This is a genomic window from Flavihumibacter cheonanensis (assembly GCF_022352215.1).
GTDB lineage: Bacteria > Bacteroidota > Bacteroidia > Chitinophagales > Chitinophagaceae > Flavihumibacter > Flavihumibacter cheonanensis.
Window position 1 is genome coordinate 1,897,325 of record NZ_JAKRWF010000001.1, and the last position, 18,043, is coordinate 1,915,367.

17 protein-coding genes are annotated in these 18,043 nt (G+C 42.9%); 9 read left to right on the forward strand and 8 right to left on the reverse strand.

What is annotated here, in order from left to right; all coding sequences use genetic code 11:
* Positions 1-61: 61 nt before the first annotated feature.
* Complete coding sequence (locus tag MD536_RS08410; RefSeq protein ID WP_239597768.1) at positions 62-1,846, reverse strand: M56 family metallopeptidase; 1,785 nt, start codon at positions 1,844-1,846, stop codon at positions 62-64.
* Positions 1,847-1,850: 4 nt separating this feature from the next.
* Positions 1,851-2,213, reverse strand: a complete 363-nt coding sequence (locus MD536_RS08415) for a BlaI/MecI/CopY family transcriptional regulator (protein ID WP_239597769.1) — start codon at positions 2,211-2,213, stop codon at positions 1,851-1,853.
* Between the two features lie 104 nt (positions 2,214-2,317).
* Between MD536_RS08415 and MD536_RS08420 the strand changes: the two genes are divergently transcribed.
* The 3 genes from MD536_RS08420 to MD536_RS08430 all read left to right on the forward strand — a co-directional run bounded on the left by MD536_RS08420 (position 2,318) and on the right by MD536_RS08430 (position 4,684).
* Complete coding sequence (locus tag MD536_RS08420) at positions 2,318-2,881, forward strand: TlpA family protein disulfide reductase (protein WP_239597771.1); 564 nt, start codon at positions 2,318-2,320, stop codon at positions 2,879-2,881.
* Between the two features lie 66 nt (positions 2,882-2,947).
* Positions 2,948-3,877 (forward strand): malate dehydrogenase, encoded by a 930-nt coding sequence (gene mdh / locus MD536_RS08425; protein WP_239597772.1) that lies wholly within the window; start codon positions 2,948-2,950, stop codon positions 3,875-3,877.
* A 231-nt stretch (positions 3,878-4,108) separates the two neighbouring features.
* Positions 4,109-4,684, forward strand: coding sequence for a hypothetical protein (locus MD536_RS08430; RefSeq protein ID WP_234864388.1), 576 nt, complete (start codon positions 4,109-4,111; stop codon positions 4,682-4,684).
* A 32-nt stretch (positions 4,685-4,716) separates the two neighbouring features.
* Here the strand turns inward: MD536_RS08430 and MD536_RS08435 are convergent, their stop codons facing one another.
* The 3 genes from MD536_RS08435 to MD536_RS08445 are packed head-to-tail and all read right to left on the reverse strand — an operon-like array spanning position 4,717 to position 8,004.
* Positions 4,717-5,763, reverse strand: a complete 1,047-nt coding sequence (locus tag MD536_RS08435) for a glycosyltransferase family 9 protein (protein WP_239597774.1) — start codon at positions 5,761-5,763, stop codon at positions 4,717-4,719.
* 19 nt (positions 5,764-5,782) lie between these two features.
* Positions 5,783-6,745: a DedA family protein gene (locus MD536_RS08440; RefSeq protein ID WP_239597775.1), complete on the reverse strand. Its 963-nt coding sequence runs from the start codon at positions 6,743-6,745 to the stop codon at positions 5,783-5,785.
* Positions 6,746-6,768: 23 nt separating this feature from the next.
* A complete protein-coding gene (locus MD536_RS08445) occupies positions 6,769-8,004 on the reverse strand; it encodes a dicarboxylate/amino acid:cation symporter (RefSeq protein WP_239597777.1) in 1,236 nt (411 codons plus the stop codon).
* A gap of 169 nt (positions 8,005-8,173) precedes the next feature.
* Here MD536_RS08445 and MD536_RS08450 point away from each other — a divergent pair, with 169 nt between their 5' ends.
* The 3 genes from MD536_RS08450 to MD536_RS08460 all read left to right on the forward strand — a co-directional run bounded on the left by MD536_RS08450 (position 8,174) and on the right by MD536_RS08460 (position 11,598).
* Positions 8,174-9,718 carry an APC family permease gene (locus tag MD536_RS08450; RefSeq protein ID WP_234864392.1) on the forward strand — a complete coding sequence of 515 codons (1,545 nt, stop codon included), beginning with the start codon at positions 8,174-8,176 and terminating at the stop codon, positions 9,716-9,718.
* Positions 9,719-9,861: 143 nt separating this feature from the next.
* Complete coding sequence (locus MD536_RS08455) at positions 9,862-10,584, forward strand: YebC/PmpR family DNA-binding transcriptional regulator (protein ID WP_239597778.1); 723 nt, start codon at positions 9,862-9,864, stop codon at positions 10,582-10,584.
* A gap of 132 nt (positions 10,585-10,716) precedes the next feature.
* A complete protein-coding gene (locus tag MD536_RS08460; RefSeq protein ID WP_239597780.1) occupies positions 10,717-11,598 on the forward strand; it encodes a hypothetical protein in 882 nt (293 codons plus the stop codon).
* A 76-nt stretch (positions 11,599-11,674) separates the two neighbouring features.
* Here the strand turns inward: MD536_RS08460 and MD536_RS08465 are convergent, their stop codons facing one another.
* Both MD536_RS08465 and MD536_RS08470 read right to left on the reverse strand, forming a co-directional pair.
* Complete coding sequence (locus MD536_RS08465) at positions 11,675-12,286, reverse strand: trimeric intracellular cation channel family protein (protein ID WP_239597782.1); 612 nt, start codon at positions 12,284-12,286, stop codon at positions 11,675-11,677.
* A gap of 1 nt (position 12,287) precedes the next feature.
* Positions 12,288-14,681: an alpha-ketoacid dehydrogenase subunit alpha/beta gene (locus tag MD536_RS08470; protein ID WP_239597783.1), complete on the reverse strand. Its 2,394-nt coding sequence runs from the start codon at positions 14,679-14,681 to the stop codon at positions 12,288-12,290.
* Between the two features lie 142 nt (positions 14,682-14,823).
* Between MD536_RS08470 and MD536_RS08475 the strand changes: the two genes are divergently transcribed.
* The gene (locus tag MD536_RS08475; protein ID WP_239597785.1) at positions 14,824-15,261 is read left to right on the forward strand and encodes a DUF1573 domain-containing protein; all 438 of its coding nucleotides are present in this window, start codon (positions 14,824-14,826) and stop codon (positions 15,259-15,261) included.
* Between the two features lie 19 nt (positions 15,262-15,280).
* The gene (locus tag MD536_RS08480; RefSeq protein WP_239597787.1) at positions 15,281-15,712 is read left to right on the forward strand and encodes a DUF1573 domain-containing protein; all 432 of its coding nucleotides are present in this window, start codon (positions 15,281-15,283) and stop codon (positions 15,710-15,712) included.
* 75 nt (positions 15,713-15,787) lie between these two features.
* Here the strand turns inward: MD536_RS08480 and MD536_RS08485 are convergent, their stop codons facing one another.
* Complete coding sequence (locus tag MD536_RS08485) at positions 15,788-16,519, reverse strand: DUF6733 family protein (RefSeq protein WP_239597789.1); 732 nt, start codon at positions 16,517-16,519, stop codon at positions 15,788-15,790.
* 595 nt (positions 16,520-17,114) lie between these two features.
* Here MD536_RS08485 and MD536_RS08490 point away from each other — a divergent pair.
* Positions 17,115-18,026 (forward strand): polyphosphate kinase 2 family protein, encoded by a 912-nt coding sequence (locus tag MD536_RS08490; protein ID WP_239597791.1) that lies wholly within the window; start codon positions 17,115-17,117, stop codon positions 18,024-18,026.
* The last annotated feature ends 17 nt before the right edge of the window (positions 18,027-18,043 follow it).

Below are 18,043 nucleotides of genomic sequence, written 5' to 3' on the forward strand. Positions count from 1 at the left end.
TACAATTAGTAAGGGAGCAAAATTACTGCAATTCGGCAATAGCCAGCAAATTTTTAGCAGATCACTGTTTTTTTCTCGTCACTACAATCACCCCGTTTTTCCCATTAGCTCCAAATCGTTCAATCGCCTTTTTGTCTTTATAAACGGTGATGGACTCAATAGACTCCGGTTTCATTTTCTTAAATTCATCCGGACTCATTTCACTACCATCTACGATGTACAGCGGACTGGATTCAGATTTTGCAAAGCCTGTAACGGTTATGGGTTCAAGTTTACTCCCTGGTTCAACAACAACATTTTCTGATTTTGTATCGATCAGGATAACTCCTTCTTTTCCCCTCTCCCCATACTTTGCAACTGCCTGCTCGTTTTTTAAAACATGGATTGCTTTGATTCTATTGGGATCGATTAGAGATACGTCTTCTTTTGTCCATTCCTTACCGTTTACAAAATAAAGAGGCCCTCCATCTTTTGGCATATTCAGTTTAACCCGACTACCACTGATTGTTGCATTTTGTTCCTCATCCACTACCACCTTTGAATCCCCTTCGCTTATCACTAACAAATTTTGCTTAACGGGAACCGGTGGCGCAGCAGGTACCGCTGGATGGGCAGGCGCTACGGGTGAAACTGGCGCCGAAGGAGCAACTGGGGATGCCTTAGCGGGGCCAGGAGGTGCAGGAGGCGGGGGCGGTGGTGGTGGCAGTTCCCCATACTGCTTCTCATATTGTGCCTTATTGGCATTCCATTCCTCCAAAGACATGGATTTTACCTTCTTTTTTTTCTGATCAAGAATGGTAACTTCTCCAACCCCATTCTTTTCGGTTATCCGAATGTGATATCCTTTATCGGTTGGCCCGGCCAGGTAAGATTTCTTCGAAGAAGGCACCGTGTCGTTTCGGTTTTCTGCAACCTGTCCCTCGTCCTGTACCAGGCGCAGTAACGCTGATGAATTGACTGATTCAGGAATTTCCTGTAATTCCTGCTTTTTTCTAAAGGCCAATAATAGTATGGCGGCCAGCGGCACCGCAAATGCAAACTTTAGCAGGTGAATACGCGCTGATCTGATTTTGTTCATCATAACAATTCTTGTTTTTAATGCTGAAAAATTGAGGTGACTGGCCATGCTGAAATTGCGCTGGCCCACCACTTTTACCAGGAGGTATTGATATTGCCTCCGATCAACGCCATGTGTTAGTACCTGCCGGTCTGCAATGAATTCCAGGTTTTGCCGGATGGCATGCCGAAGTATCCAGGCAAACGGATTAAACCAATTCAACACCAACAGGAACTCAGCCAACATCATGTCCGCGGTATGATGCTGCCGAACGTGTACCATTTCATGGCGAATGATATCATTTAAATCCGCTTCACTGTGCAAAGCAGGATTGATATAAACAGAACGTCCAAAGGAAAACGGAATAATCTTTTCCGGTACTGCATACAATTTTATATCCTCTCCACCCAACAATGCAGCTCTTTTGGATAAGCGACGATAAGAAAGATACTGTATGAGAATGCGTATGGCCATTATTATTGAACCGGAAACGAGAATTCCATTTAGTAAATACCAATAATTGAAATTTACTGAACTGACAGTGGCGGATGTAGGCGTCCAGTTACCCAATGCCGGCAGTTGCTGCAATGCGCTCAAATCGACCCTGTCAGCTTCCAGCCACCAACCAATATCCAGTAATGGAAGCATGAAACAACCTAAGGGATAAACCAGCAAATACCACCTGTTCCAGTTATAGAAGGTCAGCTTTCGCAGGAACAACTGGTAAAAAATCGTTACCAGCGATAAACTGAGGGTAAATTTCACCAGGTATAGAAGCATGTCATTCATGATTTCACTTTGTTTTTTTGCCTTCTATCATGTCCAGGATTTCTTTCAATTCTTCCTTGCTCAATTGATCCTGTTGCACAAAAAAATTCACCATCGCCTTATAGGAATTATCAAAATAACCTTTGATAAAATCGGTCATAAACCGCTTTTTATATTCCTCTTCGCTTATGGCTGCCCGATAGACATAGGTATTGCCAATCAACCGGCTTTTTAAAAATCCTTTTTTCTCCAGGTTTTTAACTGTAGATGCCAGGGTGGTATAAGGCGGCGCGTCTTTCATTTTCTCCAAAAAGGCTTTTACATTGCCCTCCCCTGTTTGCCAGATCACCTGCATTGCCTGTTCTTCGGGTAAACTCAACTTTTCCATTTCTACGAAGTTTTCGTAAACCTACGATATTTTCGTAGATAATTCCAAATTAAATTCTAAAAAAAATAGTTAATGAATTTAATAGGAACCGGCAGCCTATTTTTATGGAAAATCAACAAGCACGCATGTACCGATACAGCTTACTAAATAAGGCCTTTGAACCTTTGGGCAGATTTGTTCTGACGATCCTTTTACTAACTGCACTACAGGAATTCAGCTTTTCCCAGGAGCAGGCAACCGCCACACCTGCTCCTTATGAACGTTTTAAAAACCTCCCCCCTTTTGAATTGAAAGGGCTGGATGGGAAAGCAATCAAACGCGATAACCTGCTAAAAAACCGGGGCACGATCCTTATGTTTTTTAGCCCGGATTGCAACCACTGCCTACAGCAAATGGATTGGATGAAACAGGTAAAGGAAGAATTGAAAGCTTATAATTTTGTACTGGCAACCTACCAGCCGCTGGAAGAGTTGAAAGGATTTTACCAGTCCTTCAGATTGGATGAATGGAAAAACATATATATAGGCAGAGATGAGAAATATTTTCTACCTCCTTATTTCAGGATCAGAAACCTTCCGTTCATTGCCCTCTATGATAAAAAGGGACAACTGATCTCAGTATTTGAAGGGAATACCAAAACAGACCTGATTCTTGCTTCTTTTAAATGAACAGAAGTAGTTGCAAGTCCTATCTTTGCACCGCAAATTATTATTTCACCGCATAATTTTATTTCCATGAAAGTTACCGTAGTTGGTGCCGGAGCCGTAGGAGCTACCTGTGCAGACAACATTGCCAGAAAGGAACTCTGTGAAGAGCTGGTTTTATTAGATATCAAAGAAGGATTAGCCGAAGGAAAGGCGCAGGATATGATGCAATCTGCTACCCTGCTCGGATTTGATACCCGTATTATTGGAAGCACCAATGATTACAGTAAAACTGCCGGCAGTGATGTGGTAGTGGTAACTTCCGGTATTCCCCGTAAACCCGGGATGACACGTGAAGAATTGATCGGCACTAACGCAGGCATTGTACGTACCGTTTGCGAAAATATTCTGAAATATTCCCCTAACGCTATTTTCATTATCATATCCAACCCGATGGATACCATGACTTACCTGGCATTGCAGGCAACAGGTATCGCTAAAAACAGAATCATCGGTATGGGAGGAACATTGGATAGTGCCCGTTTCAAATACCAGCTCAGCCAACGCCTGAACTGCTCACCTTCTGATCTGAATGCAGTTGTAGTGGGCGGTCATGGTGATACTACCATGATTCCATTGATCCGGTACGCCACCTGGAATTCTGTTCCGGTCACGAATTTCCTTTCACAAAACGACCAGGAAGCAATCGTAAAAGACACCATGGTTGGGGGTGCTACGCTTACCAAACTAATCGGAACCTCAGCATGGTATGCTCCCGGAGCAGCTGGTGCGGCCCTGGTGGAAAGCATTGTGCGCGATGAGAAAAAACTCTTCACCTGCTGCGTAGCACTGGAAGGTGAATATGGGCTTTCTGACATCTGCCTGGGTGTTCCGGTGGTAATTGGAAAGAACGGCTGGGAAAAAATTGTTGAATTCGGACTGAATGCTGAAGAGCAGGCTTTGTTCAACAAAAGTGCAGAAGCCGTTCGTACTATGAACGATGTTCTTAAAACTCTCTAAGCCAACTGATTAGAATTAATACAAAGCCGCCCTGTGCGGCTTTTTTTATTTCATTCATCGAATTTTTTTTTAATTTCTTAAAAAAAACAAGCCCAACTATTTTGATGGCAAGAGTATTCTATTAGATTTGTACTGCTATCTCTCCAACACCTATTTAAAGCTCTTAGGGTTATACCCGGTTTACCAAAGCCTTGAAGGCCGATTTCTGTAACCTATACAAACAAAAAGAGCATGATCAAGCCCTTACTCGTATTAGCATTTAGTGTGTTGGGAATTAGTGTCCTCGCCCAGGAACCCCTTGAATTACCCAAACAACGCGACCCGCAGGTTAATAAGACGATTAGCCCTGCTGACAATCCCCGTATTAACCCCGAGAAAAATTTCCGTATCAATCCCAAACACAACTGGAACATCAATCCGGCTATGAACGAGGGCATTAATCCGGATAAAAACAAACTCATCAATCCAAAATTCAACAAGGATTTTAGTCCGCTTCATAACCAGAGCATCAATCCCATGTATTCTTTCAGTCTGCACCCGCTCACCAACCAGAACTGGAAAGGTTATTACATGTTTGATAAGGAAAATAAATTAACCGGATACCTCGTAATAGCTAATCAGTTTGTTGTGCTGGATTTTGACGACAAGGGAATCTGGAAAGGATACCTGGTTAAAACAAGTACGAACACTTACAATTATTTTAACCTGCAGGATGAATGGACCCGCACTTTTTTCTGCGAAGATTCCATGGTGGGTTTCAACATATTTAATGCAGCCGGAGAATGGACCGGTGCATTTGCCAAATAAAAATATGGCAGACCTTTTTGGAATTTGAATGGTTAGCGCGCGGCAAGCAATTGCCGCGTTTTTTTATGCAGGTCCTGCAAATCAATTTGTTCCATGCACTTGAAATGACCTTTCGGACAGGTATCGTGTCCAATTTTAGAGCAGGGCCTGCAACCAAGCCCGTTAACCTCCACCTGGTCGGTTCCTCCATTTGAATTTCCTGTTATAGGTAATGATATTCCATTAACCAAAACTGCTGGAGCCCCTAACTGATTGATATAGGGAGTCATGCCAAATGCCGGAACGGTATTACCCCACACTGAAATCACCGGTTTTCTAAAAGCTGCAGCGATATGCATGAGTCCGGTATCGTTCGTGATAATCAGTTTGGCCTTTCTTACAAGATCAGCAGATTCATTCAAACTGAATTTTCCACATGCATTATACACCCTGATTGGGTCCAGTTCTGCAAGTACTTCACCCGTTGAACGATCTTCCGGTCCACCTAATATTACCAGGGGATGATCAATCAATTGCACCAGCTCTTTCAATTTATGAAGGGGCAATCGTTTTGTAGCATGGGCCGCCCCTACTACCAGACCAATATACCCGAGTTGATGGGAAACCGGTAAATCTGCAGGTTTTATTTCTTCGCCGGCAGGAATAAAATAATCGAGCCCTGCACCATCATTTTTCACTCCCAGGTGCGAAACGGTTTCCAGGTAGCGATCAACTATATGCTTTTGCGGAAGAAAATTCAGCTTGAAATTCGTAAGCAACCACTTCTGGATATTGAGTTTATTAAAACTCTTCGAAGAACATTTCAGCGCTTTCTTGATTCGCAAGGTCCGGAGATTGTGGTGCAGATCAATCACCCAGTCAAATCCTTCTTCTGCAAGTTTGGCGATTGTGCTATCCAGTGATTCATCCAGTAAATGGAGTTTGTCGATATACGGATTTGCTCTAACCACAGATGCAAAATTCTTTTTGGTCAAAAAATGCACTTCCGCATCCGGCACCTGCTTTTTAACGCAGCGCATAACCGGAGTTGTTAGAACAATATCACCAATAGACGAAAACCGTATAATCAGAATTTTCATATGTCTCACATCTCAGGTCTCAGGTCTCACTTTTCTTCTTCCGCCCTGTAATCAGCTTAATCAACACAGGTGCAGTTGTAACCAGCACTATCACAATAATGATCGCTTCGAGGTGGTCCTTCAGGTCGAAGCCAAACTGCGCCTGCACCCATTTCTGTAAAAAATGTCCAGCAAATATCATACTTACCACCCATGCGATACAACCCAGAATATTGTAAAAGGCGAATTTCTTTTTATCCATTCCAACAATTCCTGCAATGATCGGTGCAAAGGTCCGAACAATGGGCAGGAAGCGCGCAAAAACAATCGCACCACCACCATGTTTATCATAAAATTCATGCGCCTGTTCCAGGTAGTGTTTTTTGAAAAAGAAATTGTCTTTCCAGCGGAACATAGTTGGACCAATCTTTCTTCCGAACCAGTACCCTACTGTATTACCTATAATTCCGGCAAAAGAAATAAGCGTAACCAGTAGCAGCAGGTCAAACCATTCTCCTCGCTGCCAATCCAGACCGAATGATTTGAACAATTCATTTATCAGGTTGGTACTATAGATACCGGCTACAAAAAGCAGACTGTCGCCTGGCAAAAAGAACCCCGCGAACAACCCGGTTTCCGCAAATACAATCAGCAGGATGATCCAGAGTCCACCCATCACGATGTAAAACATCGGGTTCAGCAGATCTTTCCAATCAAATGATTTTGTCAGCACCACTGTTTTCGTTCTGTCTAATTTGGCATAACTGAAACTTATGGTATCATGTACAGGTGCTGTAATTTTTACTTCCTGTACGGAATCGAGCGGCAGGAGCACAAATCCCTCTTTATCAGCAACAAACTCTTTTGAGTTGGCACCCTGTATCAGGGTAAATTGTCCAACGGAAGATTCATACTGATTTATAACCCGCAAACGGATCTCCTTCTGTGCAATAAGGCCACTACAAACAAAAACAAATACCATCAACAGAAACAACTTCTTCATCTTCATCATCTTTTTTTCTATCGTTAACTCTCTAATTCTCCTTCCCACTTGCTTACCGCAGAAGTGGCCAGTGCATTTCCAAGTACATTAGTCATGCTTCGGAACATATCACAAAAATGGTCTATTGGCAGAATAAGTGCGATTCCTTCGGCAGGAATACCAAACATGGCACAGGTTGCGGTTACAACAACCAGCGAAGCGCGTGGTACACCGGCAATCCCTTTGCTGGTTAACATCAGTACCAGTAGCATGGTAAGCTGTGTTCCAAGATCCAGGTGAATACCATATGCCTGTGCTATAGCGAGGCTGGCAAAGGTCATATACATCATACTTCCATCGAGGTTAAAACTATAACCAAGTGGTAAAATAAAAGCAACAATTTTATCCTTGCATCCAAAGCGCTCCAGTTCTTCTGTCAGTTTCGGAAATACCGCTTCACTGGAAGTAGTGCTGAATGCAATCAACAATGGCTGTGCAATTCTCTTCAATAAAACAGGAACACGGTTACCCAGAATAAAATAGCCAACTGCAAGTAAGACCATCCACAATGCTGCGATTCCAATCAGGAAATACAGCATATAGAGGCCATAAAAACTAAAGATGCTTAAGCCATTGGTTGCTATTACAGCAGCCAGTGCGCCAAATACACCCAGCGGCGCAAATGCCATCACATATCCTACCATTTTAAGGATAATATGTGCTACACCATCTAATGCCTTTATCACTGGTTTTGCATAATCGCCCATGGCAGTAGCTGCAACTCCAAAAAATATACTGAATACAACCAACTGGAGTATCTCATTGGTTGCCATTGCTTCTACAACACTTTTCGGAAATACATGTTCAACAAAATTCTGAAGGGAAAACACTTTTGTCTTTCCAATCAGGTCCTCTGCATTGCTTGTATCTGCATTTCCCAAATTGATAACGGAGCCAGGCTGAAAGAAATTCACCAGTACCATTCCGATAAGCAGACTAATCAAAGAAGCCGTTACAAACCAGAGCAATGCTTTTCCTCCTACTCTCCCTACCGTTTTCAAATCACCCAATTTGGCAATACCAACCACCAGTGTAGAGAAAACAAGTGGAGCAATAATCATCTGAACCAGTCGTAAAAAGATGGTGGTCAGCAGTTTTATTTTCTCCGAAAAAGAGGCAATAAATTCAGGAGCAGCATTCTTGTGAACGATATATCCAACGATAATACCCAATACCATCGCAATCAGAATGTAAAGGGTCAACCTGTTCTTTTTCGTCATTTTAGGTGCTTAAGCTTTTGAACGGAAGGCCGAAAATTCGAAAAATTCCTGATGCTACCAAAATAATCGGCCGAAATCCGCTTCCATTCAAAGTTTAGCGGCTGCGAATTAAATAATTATTTATTTTACGCCCTTCTAAACAGCTTATCAAAACACAATTAAAACTGATATGAGTTTATTCAGGAAAAAATCCCTGTCCGCTCTGCTGGCGTCGGCTGCTGATTCAGAAAAAGGTTTAAAACGAACATTGGGGGCTACCAACCTGGTTGCACTTGGAATAGGCGCCATCATTGGCGCCGGTTTGTTTGTAAGAACTGCCGCTGCTGCGGGACAGGCGGCCGGACCAGCAGTAACAATTTCATTTATCATTGCCGCTATCGGTTGCGCATTTGCCGGACTTTGTTATGCAGAATTCGCTGCGATGATTCCCATTGCAGGAAGTGCCTATGCTTATTCCTATGTTACCATGGGTGAGCTGATCGCCTGGATCATTGGCTGGGCGCTTATCATGGAATACGCGCTCGGGGCAGCTACTGTTTCTATTGCATGGAGTGAATATTTAAATACGTTGCTGGGGGGACGAATACCCTATGAATGGTCGCATTCTCCATTTGAAAGTTTTACAGATTCAAATGGAGTGCTGCACCAGGGAATCATTAATGCACCCGCCTTAGTAATCCTGCTGCTTCTAACACTCTTGTTGATTAAAGGAACTCAGGAGTCTGCCATGGTGAATGCTATTATCGTATTCATTAAAGTTGCTATTGTACTGATTTTTATTGCAGTAGGCTGGCAGTTTATAGATCCCGCAAATCATACTCCCTATTTGATTCCTGCAGGAACTCCGGAATTTAAAGACCAGGCAGGTAAAACGATCGCTGATTATTCCGGAGTTTTCAAACATGGCTGGGGCGGAGTCCTGGGTGGTGCCGCTATCGTGTTCTTTGCTTTTATCGGATTTGATGCGGTTAGTACGGCAGCTCAGGAAGCTAAAAATCCTGCCCGCGATATGCCGATTGGAATCCTGGGCTCACTGGCAGTTTGTACCGTATTGTATATTTTATTTGGACACGTTTTAACCGGAGTTGCTCCCTGGACCGATTTTGTGGATCCGGTTAAGGGTCGTGAAGCTTCCGTTGCTTATGCCATTTCAGAATACATGCACGGTTATCAATGGTTATCCACCGCCGTTACTATAGCCATCCTGGCAGGATTCTCCTCGGTTATCCTGGTGATGCTAATGGGACAAAGCCGAATCTTTTTTACTATGAGTAACGACGGATTGATACCAAAGGTATTTGGAGATCTCCATCCGAAATTCAAAACACCTTATAAAGCCAACTGGATCCTGTTTGTTTTTGTTGGATTATTTGCCGCATTTGTACCCGGACATGTAGCTGGTGACCTCACCAGTTTCGGTACCCTTTTCGCTTTCGTTCTGGTAAGTGCAGGTGTTTGGTTGATGCGTAAAAGCGAACCTAACACAAAACGCCCCTTCCGCACTCCCTGGGTACCGTTTGTTCCAATCATGGGTGTGCTCGTATGCAGCGCTATGATTTTTGCCCTGGATGCACAAACACTGGAAGTTGCAATTATTTGGATGGTGGTAGGTATTGTAGTTTATTTCCTGTATGGCAGGAAAAACTCCAAGCTCAATGATCCGGGTCATACTCCTGGAGAGATCCTTCCCAAAAAATCGGATTTCGAAGGATAATTACAGCATTAAATAATATCCCGAAAGAGACTGTCAGCCTGAATTGCGACAGTCTCTTTTTTTATTCGGAGTACTGAAAATTTTTTCTTTATTGTACCTTTGCCGACCATAAGAACAATCTAACAAACCAGTAATACATTTATATGGGTCGCATTTTTGAAGTTCGTAAAGCTACCATGTTTGCCCGCTGGGACCGCATGGCCAAACAATTTACCCGAATTGGAAAAGAGATCGCCATCGCCGTAAAAGCCGGGGGCCCCGACCCGCATACAAACCCCGCTCTTCGTCGCTGCATGCAGAATGCGAAATCCGTAAACATGCCGAAAGACCGGGTAGAAGCAGCCATTAAGCGAGCACAGGGCAAGGATATGGAAACCTATGAGGAAATTCTATATGAAGGATACGGCCCACATGGGGTGGCCATCCTCGTTGAAACCGCAACAGATAATCATGTACGCACAGTTGCAAACGTAAAAGCGATTTTCAATAAAGGAAATGGCACTCTGGGAAACAGTGGAAGCGTAAGCTTTCAATTTAAGAAGATGGGTGTTTTCAAATTAAAGCCTGAAGGTTTGAACGCGGAGGACCTGGAACTTGAACTCATTGATTTTGGCCTGGAAGAACTGGGAGAAGGAACAGGCGAAAATGGGGAGGAAGTAATGGTCTTACGGTGTGGGTTCACCGATTTTGGAAACATGCAAAAAGCACTGGAAGAAAAAAACCTCACTACAATCAGTGCCGAAGTGGAATGGATTCCCCAAAATACGGTTGAACTAGGTGAAGAACAGGCACAGGAAGTTCTGAAGCTCGTTGACAAACTGGAACAGGACGAAGATGTTCAGAAAGTTTTTCATAACCTGGCTTAGTGCTAGGTTTTTTTATGGATTTATGGATATGCGCAGTAATTGATGTAACTTACTGGTACAGTTTCCGCACCTGCTCCGTCCCTATTATTCCGCACCATATTCAAAGTGATTCATCACCCTCAATCTTTGTATATGGAAGCCATTTATCAACGATGCTCCGCCTGTTATACAACAAGCCGACGAAACCTCTTTTTTGCCATATTCGCAATTTTATTTCTGTTTGTAGCGCTTGTCTTTCCCAATCAGGTTCGATCGCAGAGTCCTAAAATTCCGGTCTACCTGGAAGTAACGATGTACAAAGTTACCCAGGGAAAAACGGATGCCTACCTCAATCTTGTCAGGAATTATGGTCTGCGCATTTATGAAGCTATGGTACGTGACAATACCATCCAGGGCTGGTATTTTTATGAGGTAATCGTGAGCCCTGAAAACAAGCAACCGTATGACTTTATTGGAGTAAAGGTTACCACCCGATTCAGCGATATGATTGACAATTCCAATTCGTTGAAAGATTACTATAATAAGATTAAAAGTCCAAAAGAGCCTGCTTTTGAGCAGATCTTTGGCCAGCTTCAGGAGTACCGCGTTCCTGTGAGAAAAGAAATCTTTATTCACCGGGCCGGACTTGACCCTAAAACACCGGTATCAAAATTTGTGCAGATCGATTTCATGAAGCCCCTGGCCGGAAAAAGAGATGAATACGTCAGGATGGAATCACAGGTATTTTATCCAATTCACCAGGAACGCATTAAAATTGGAGCATTGACCGATTGGGCATTGTATGAAAAGTTTCTGCCGTTTACTAATAACGCAGAGTTCGACTTCGTAACCGCTAATTTTTTTGATAATCCCGCTGCAATCATCGATCCAAAATATGAGGAAGCGTTTAATAACATTCCGAACAATATCGATTTTATTCGCCTGAGTGGTCAGATTGATCAAACCCGCACCCTGGTCAGAAGTGATATCTGGAAGCTGGTGATGCATTCGGACCAGTTGAGTGTACGGAAGTAATGGAGGAAGGGAAGATGGAGAAATGGAGGAAGGGAGGCATCTTCCTATACTCCATCTTCCATTCCTCCCTTACCTGCTACCGATAGGTAGCAGGTAACTTCCAACGATATCGCAATGCCAGCATTCGGATTGAAAAGATTACCAGGATGCAGAATATATTAATCAGCTCAATTGAAAGCGTTGTGTTTTTCAGCAGAAAGTAAAGGATTCCTCCCAGAATAGCAGCAGATGCATAGATCTCTTTGCGAAAAAGATAGGGAACATTATTTAACACCACATCTCTTATAACACCTCCAAAACAACCAGTCATCACACCAAGAGAAATGCAGATACCGGGAGGGTACCCCCAAAGCAATCCTTTTTCAATTCCCACCAGTGTGAACAAGCCTAATCCCAACGCATCAAATACCGTTAGCACAGGTTCCATTTTTTTCAGGCGGGATGCAAACAACAAAACAGATACTGCGGCTAGTAGTATGACTGCAATCGTGATATTGTTGCTAAGCCATGCAACCGGCAAATCCCCAATCAGGATATCACGAATCGAACCACCACCAATAGAAGGAATAAAAGCAAGAATTATAACACCAAAAGGATCCAGTTTCTTTTCAATAGCCGCAAATGCCCCGGATACCGCAAACGCAAACGTACCCAACAGGTCAATTGTGGACAGGAAATTAAACTCCATTTTATTCAGCCATCATTTCCTTCACAAGTTCCACAATATCTTCCAGATTCGGTTTGCTAAAATAATCACCATCGCTCGCGTAAGCAGGACGATGAGCCTGTGCCGTTAAGGTTCTAGGAGCTACATCCAGCCAGCGGTAGCCACCCTGCTCTTCCATGACCTTATTGAACATATAGGCTGCAGCCCCACCGGGAACATCTTCGTCGATGAATAGAATCCGGCTGGTTTTTTTCAATGATTCCAGGATAGAATGATTAATGTCAAATGGAAGCAGCGTTTGCACATCTACCACTTCAGCATCAATGCCATAAATTGCCAGATGAACAGCTGCTTCCTGTACAATTCGTAGTGTGGAACCGTAAGAAACCAGCGTTATATCAGTTCCTTTTCTTACAATTTCAGGTATTCCTAACGGTACTGTATATCCTAAAAGATCCTGAGGCAATTTCTCCTTCAAGCGGTAGCCATTCAAACATTCCACAACAATGGCAGGGTCGTTTGACTGTAGCAGGGTATTATACATCCCAACTGCCTGAACCATATTTCGGGGAACACAAACATGCATACCTCTCAGGGAATTAAGAATCATACCCATCGGAGATCCACTATGCCAGATTCCTTCCAGGCGATGTCCACGGGTTCTGACAATAAGCGGACAGCTTTGCTTACCAAAAGTTCGGTAATGCGTGGTTGCCACATCATCACTCAAAGGCTGCAAACCATACAACAGATAATCCAGATATTGAATCTCTGCAATTGGCCGTAGTCCTCTGAATGCTGCACCAATACCCTGACCCATAATCGTTAACTCACGTATACCCGTATCCGAAATTCGGTCAGCACCATATTTAGCTTGTAGTCCTGCAAATCCCTGGTTAACATCACCAATGTAGCCAACATCTTCACCAAAGGCAATAACCTTTGGATTGTTTGCAAAAAGTTGATCAAAATATTTATTCAGGATCTCATAACCGTTAACCATAGGAGCATCCGCTGCAAATGTCAGGGTTGAACCCTTAATATTCAAAGCAGACCGGGGTCCTTCATTGTATAAGTGAGAATTGTATAATGCTTTATTTTCTTTTTTCAGATCCTGGTAATAATCCCTTAACCAGAAAGCGTGATCCGTTTTACCGGCAAGCTGAATAAGTTTGTGAAGGCTGCTCATAACATCCCTTCGCATCGGTTCCTTTTCGGCTTTTAATTTGTTTATCTCAGCTTCAAGTACACCAGCCTTTTCCGGTAACTGCGGCAGAAGGGCCGTTGCCAGTTCAAGTACACGGCTAACCTGGTCCTTGATCGGTTGCTGGTATGTAGCCCAGGCCCTGTTCTTACAATCGCGTACAAACTCTTTTGCCTTCAACTCAATATCGGATAATTCCTCTTCGCTACTTAGCGCATTTTCAAGAATCCATTCCTTGAATTTTTTGATACAATCAAAACTGCGCTCCCATTCCAATCGCTCCGGGCTTTTATAACGTTCATGGCTACCCGAAGTAGAATGTCCTTGTGGTTGGGTAATTTCTTCAATGTGAAAAATAGCCGGGATATGCGTATCCCTGATCTTTTGAATAGCGGGCTCCAGTAACTCCACCATACTTGCATAGTCCCAGCCCTTCAGTTTGTAAATATCAAGACCATTGGTACCTTCCCGCTGCTGAAATCCTTTCAGGACTTCAGAAATGGAACCTTTGGTGGTTTGTAATTTTTTGGGAACAGAGATTCCATATCCGTCATCCCAAACAAAAATCGCCAGGGGAATCTGCAATACTCCCGCAGCGTTTACCGCCTCCCAGAAATGGCCTTCTGAGGTCGATGCATCGCCAATCGTACAAAAACAAACTTCATTGCCATTATTCGATAACTCGGGAAATGCTTTTAATTCGTCTACTTTCCTAAAGAGTTTGGAGGCAAAAGCAAGACCAACTGCCCTTGGCATCTGTGATGCTGTAGGGGCCATATCACTTGAAATATTCTTTTGACGGGCAAGTGGTAACCAATTGCCCTCCGAATCTGTATTGGGTGTAGCAAAGTGGGAGTTCATTTGCCGGCCGGCACTGAAGGGATCCTGATTTACATCCGGGTTAGCATATAACTGGGCAAAAAACTGTTCAATGGAAGCCTGTTTGCTGGCAAAGACAAAAGTCTGGTCCCGGTAATATCCAGCCCGATAATCACCCGGACGGAAAAATTTCGCTGCTGCGATTTGTGCTACTTCTTTACCGTCACCGAAAATTCCAAATTTGGCTTTACCGGTTAATACCTCTTTTCTTCCCATCAGACTGGCCTCGCGGCTCTCGCAGGCCAAACGGTAATCACTGAGTACTTCTTCGCGGAAGCGGTCAAAACTTAATTTTTCCGCCGCTACCAGATCGTTTTCAAGCAGATTTTCCATCCGGCAAATCTAAAGGAATTCAACAATGCGAACAACCGTTAGTTTTCCACGCCTTACTCCACCCGACCGGCGCCACCGGTCGGGTGGAGTAAATAGATTTGGATCACAATAGCTATATTTGTTTGACGTTTTAATTCCGACTATGATTAAGCAGTTGATTTTAGCAACAGGACTACTGGCTGGATGCCCTTCAGCCGATGCGCAGGTATTGTCCAATGCGCCTAAAGAACCCTTGCAAATCACTGAATACCACGACTTTGGCACCATTCGAAGAGGACGTCCGGTTACACATACATTTCAATTTGTTAACAATGGAAAAGAGCCCATCAGGCTGGAAAATGTTGCGGCTTCCTGTGGGTGTACCACTCCGGAATGGTCACCTGAGCCTGTAGCGCCTGGAAAAACCGGGTCAGTGAAAGTGGGATACAATGCCGCAGTGGAAGGTAATTTTGAAAAATCAATCACCCTGGTGTACAACGGAGGCAAAACAAAAACCATCTACGTAAAAGGAAAAGTAGAACCACCGGTTCCTGCAGTTCCAATAAACAGTTCTGTTCAGTTATTAAAACAATCGAATTAAATTCAATAAATCAATAAATATGAAAAAGTTAGCGCTTACCTTGTTTGCTGTTGTGATTGGTACTTTTTTGTTTGCGCAATCCAAAAAAGCAGAAGAACTGGTAAAATTCTCCGTTATCAAGCACAATTTTGGGAAAATTAAACAAGGTACACCTGTCACCTATGACTTCGAGTTCACGAATGTAAGCGGCAAACCCCTAGTGATTGAAAGTGCAACAGCAAGCTGTGGATGCACTACACCAACCTGGCCTCAACAGCCTATAGCCCAGGGAAAAGGCAATAAGATCAAAGCGGGCTTCAACGCTGCAGCGCCCGGCCCCTTCGATAAGACCGTATTTGTAAAAGTTGCCGGCGTTGATCAGCCTGTTGAATTGCGTATTACTGGAGAAGTTTTATCAGCAGACGAGTATGCCAAGTACGAGTCTTCAAAAGATAAAAAAAGTAGTAAGTAAATTACTTTTGCATATTATAAAAAGAGGCTGTCCTTTTCGACAGCCTCTTTTTTATGCCAGTAGTTCTGTTTGGTATTAAAAGTTCAGGAAGAAATTCATTTTATAAAAATCACCGTCAAAATTGGCCCTCGCTGATTCACCGGCAAGATTACCACCAGCTGAAAATCGTAAGCCGGCAATCCCTTTTGTGAACTGAATGTAGGGGCCGAGCCAGGTATAGTATTGTGATGTGGTCGTAGCCTGATTTTTTCCTCCCTGCCGGAACAGGTTCTCAAAATGCGCACCAACTGAAAAATGGGAACTTAGTTTTCCACCAAAATTCAGCCAATAATGAACATAATTGGCAGTTAATGGTCCCTCCTTTCTCAATGCTGCATAATACCCTGCATAGAACTGACCTTCCAGCTTGCTGTTGTTAAGATTGACAGTTAAGTTGGGTACAATCCCATCCCCAAACGCATATTTCCCGGCGGTAAAGGATGAAAGCAGGTTTCCCATAGTAACCCCTATCTGCGGATTTATGGTAACGGATTCTCCGGCCTGGAACATATAACCCAATCCAAATTCCGTCCAGTTTCCCCATGCTATTGCGGTACCTGCCCCCCATTGTATGCCATAAAAAGTGAGGGCAGATTTGTCTCCGGTTTTAACGGCTCCCGAAAGCATAGGGTTAAAACCAAAAAATGCATCATGGTTCAAGGAAAGTCCAATCGATACTTTATTCTCTTTTGTCTCTTCAGTTTGGGCATATACAGTGCTAATAGATAAACAGGCAATGAAGGAAAGAATGGAAAATACTTTTCGCATAACAGTTTGTTGTTTGGTTTTTTGTTTCGTTTTTGCTGCTTAGCTGCAGCCGCTTGCTTTTTTGTGATGTGTTTCATAAAACTGAAGGCATAGTCAGATTTAACTGATCAAACCACTTCGTCATCAATTCCATTATCCAATCGCCCGGTTCGGTTGCCAACCACCTAAGCAAAATGATTTGGATAATTCCTCTGATGATATGATCAAATCAAGATTGAATAAAAAATCGAAAATCGTATTACGATATATTCTATACATTATTATTATTGTGTCTATTGTATTTATTTCACTTATTATGGATCGAAAATATTTATTTGATTATTTTTTTATATTAGAAATGAATTAGATTTTTCAAGTTCTAATTAATCTTAAAGATTGATAATGAATTATAATGACTCTACTTTCAATCAAAAAATGAATAAACAAATACATATTATGTATTTATATACTTTTTTTGTAAAAACCTCAGAAATTTTGGGAAGTTTCTCTTTCCCACTAAGAATCATATTTTCTGTCCGTATCGTTTTCGACGATCACTGTATTTACTTGCATTGGAAGCGCATCTTTTTATTATATTCCAGTAACAACTGGCCATATGAACCACTTAGCATTTCAGTCCTACCTCGACACGCTTCGAGTACAACCGCAGCAAAAAGTTTCTCTCAAAAAAGACTTTCTAACAGACTATGATCATAAATCCATGAGCAAGGAAGAAGGAGAGCAATTATTAGAAGAAGGGATTCAAAATCTCTCCCGGATGCAGGATAAATTATACGCGCATAACCGTCATAGTATACTGATCGTTCTCCAGGCAATGGATGCAGCAGGAAAAGACGGGGCTATCAAACATGTAATGAGCGGTTTAAATCCACAGGGAGTGAAAGTAACCAGCTTTAAAACCCCAAGTAAGGAGGAACTTGACCACGATTACATCTGGCGACATTATAAAGCACTGCCAGGCAGAGGAGAAATTGGAATTTTCAACCGGTCGCATTATGAAAATGTACTCGTAACCCGCGTACATCCGGAATATATAATGGGCGAAAACCTGCCTGGGATTGAAAAACCTGAAGATATCACGCCGGCTTTCTGGGAAAAACGTTTTAAACAGATCAACCGATTTGAAAAAAATCTGGCACAAAACGGCACCCTCATTTTGAAATTCTTTCTGCATGTTTCAAAAAAAGAACAGAAAAAACGATTCCTGGAACGTATTGACGACCCCAGTAAAAACTGGAAATTCGCCAGTGCCGATGTGGAAGAAAGGCAATATTGGGACCATTATATGCAGGCATATGAAGAAATGTTATCAGCAACCTCGAAGGACTTTGCCCCCTGGTTTGTATTGCCAGCCGATGACAAGTGGTTCACTCGTCTTTGCCTGGCAGCCATTATAAGCAGGGAATTTGACAAACTGGATCCTACCTATCCAAAAGTCAGTGATGCGGAAAAGACACAACTGCAAATGATGCGTGAAAAACTGATGCAGGAAAGCAATGGCGACTAAAAATCAACGCCGGGCTG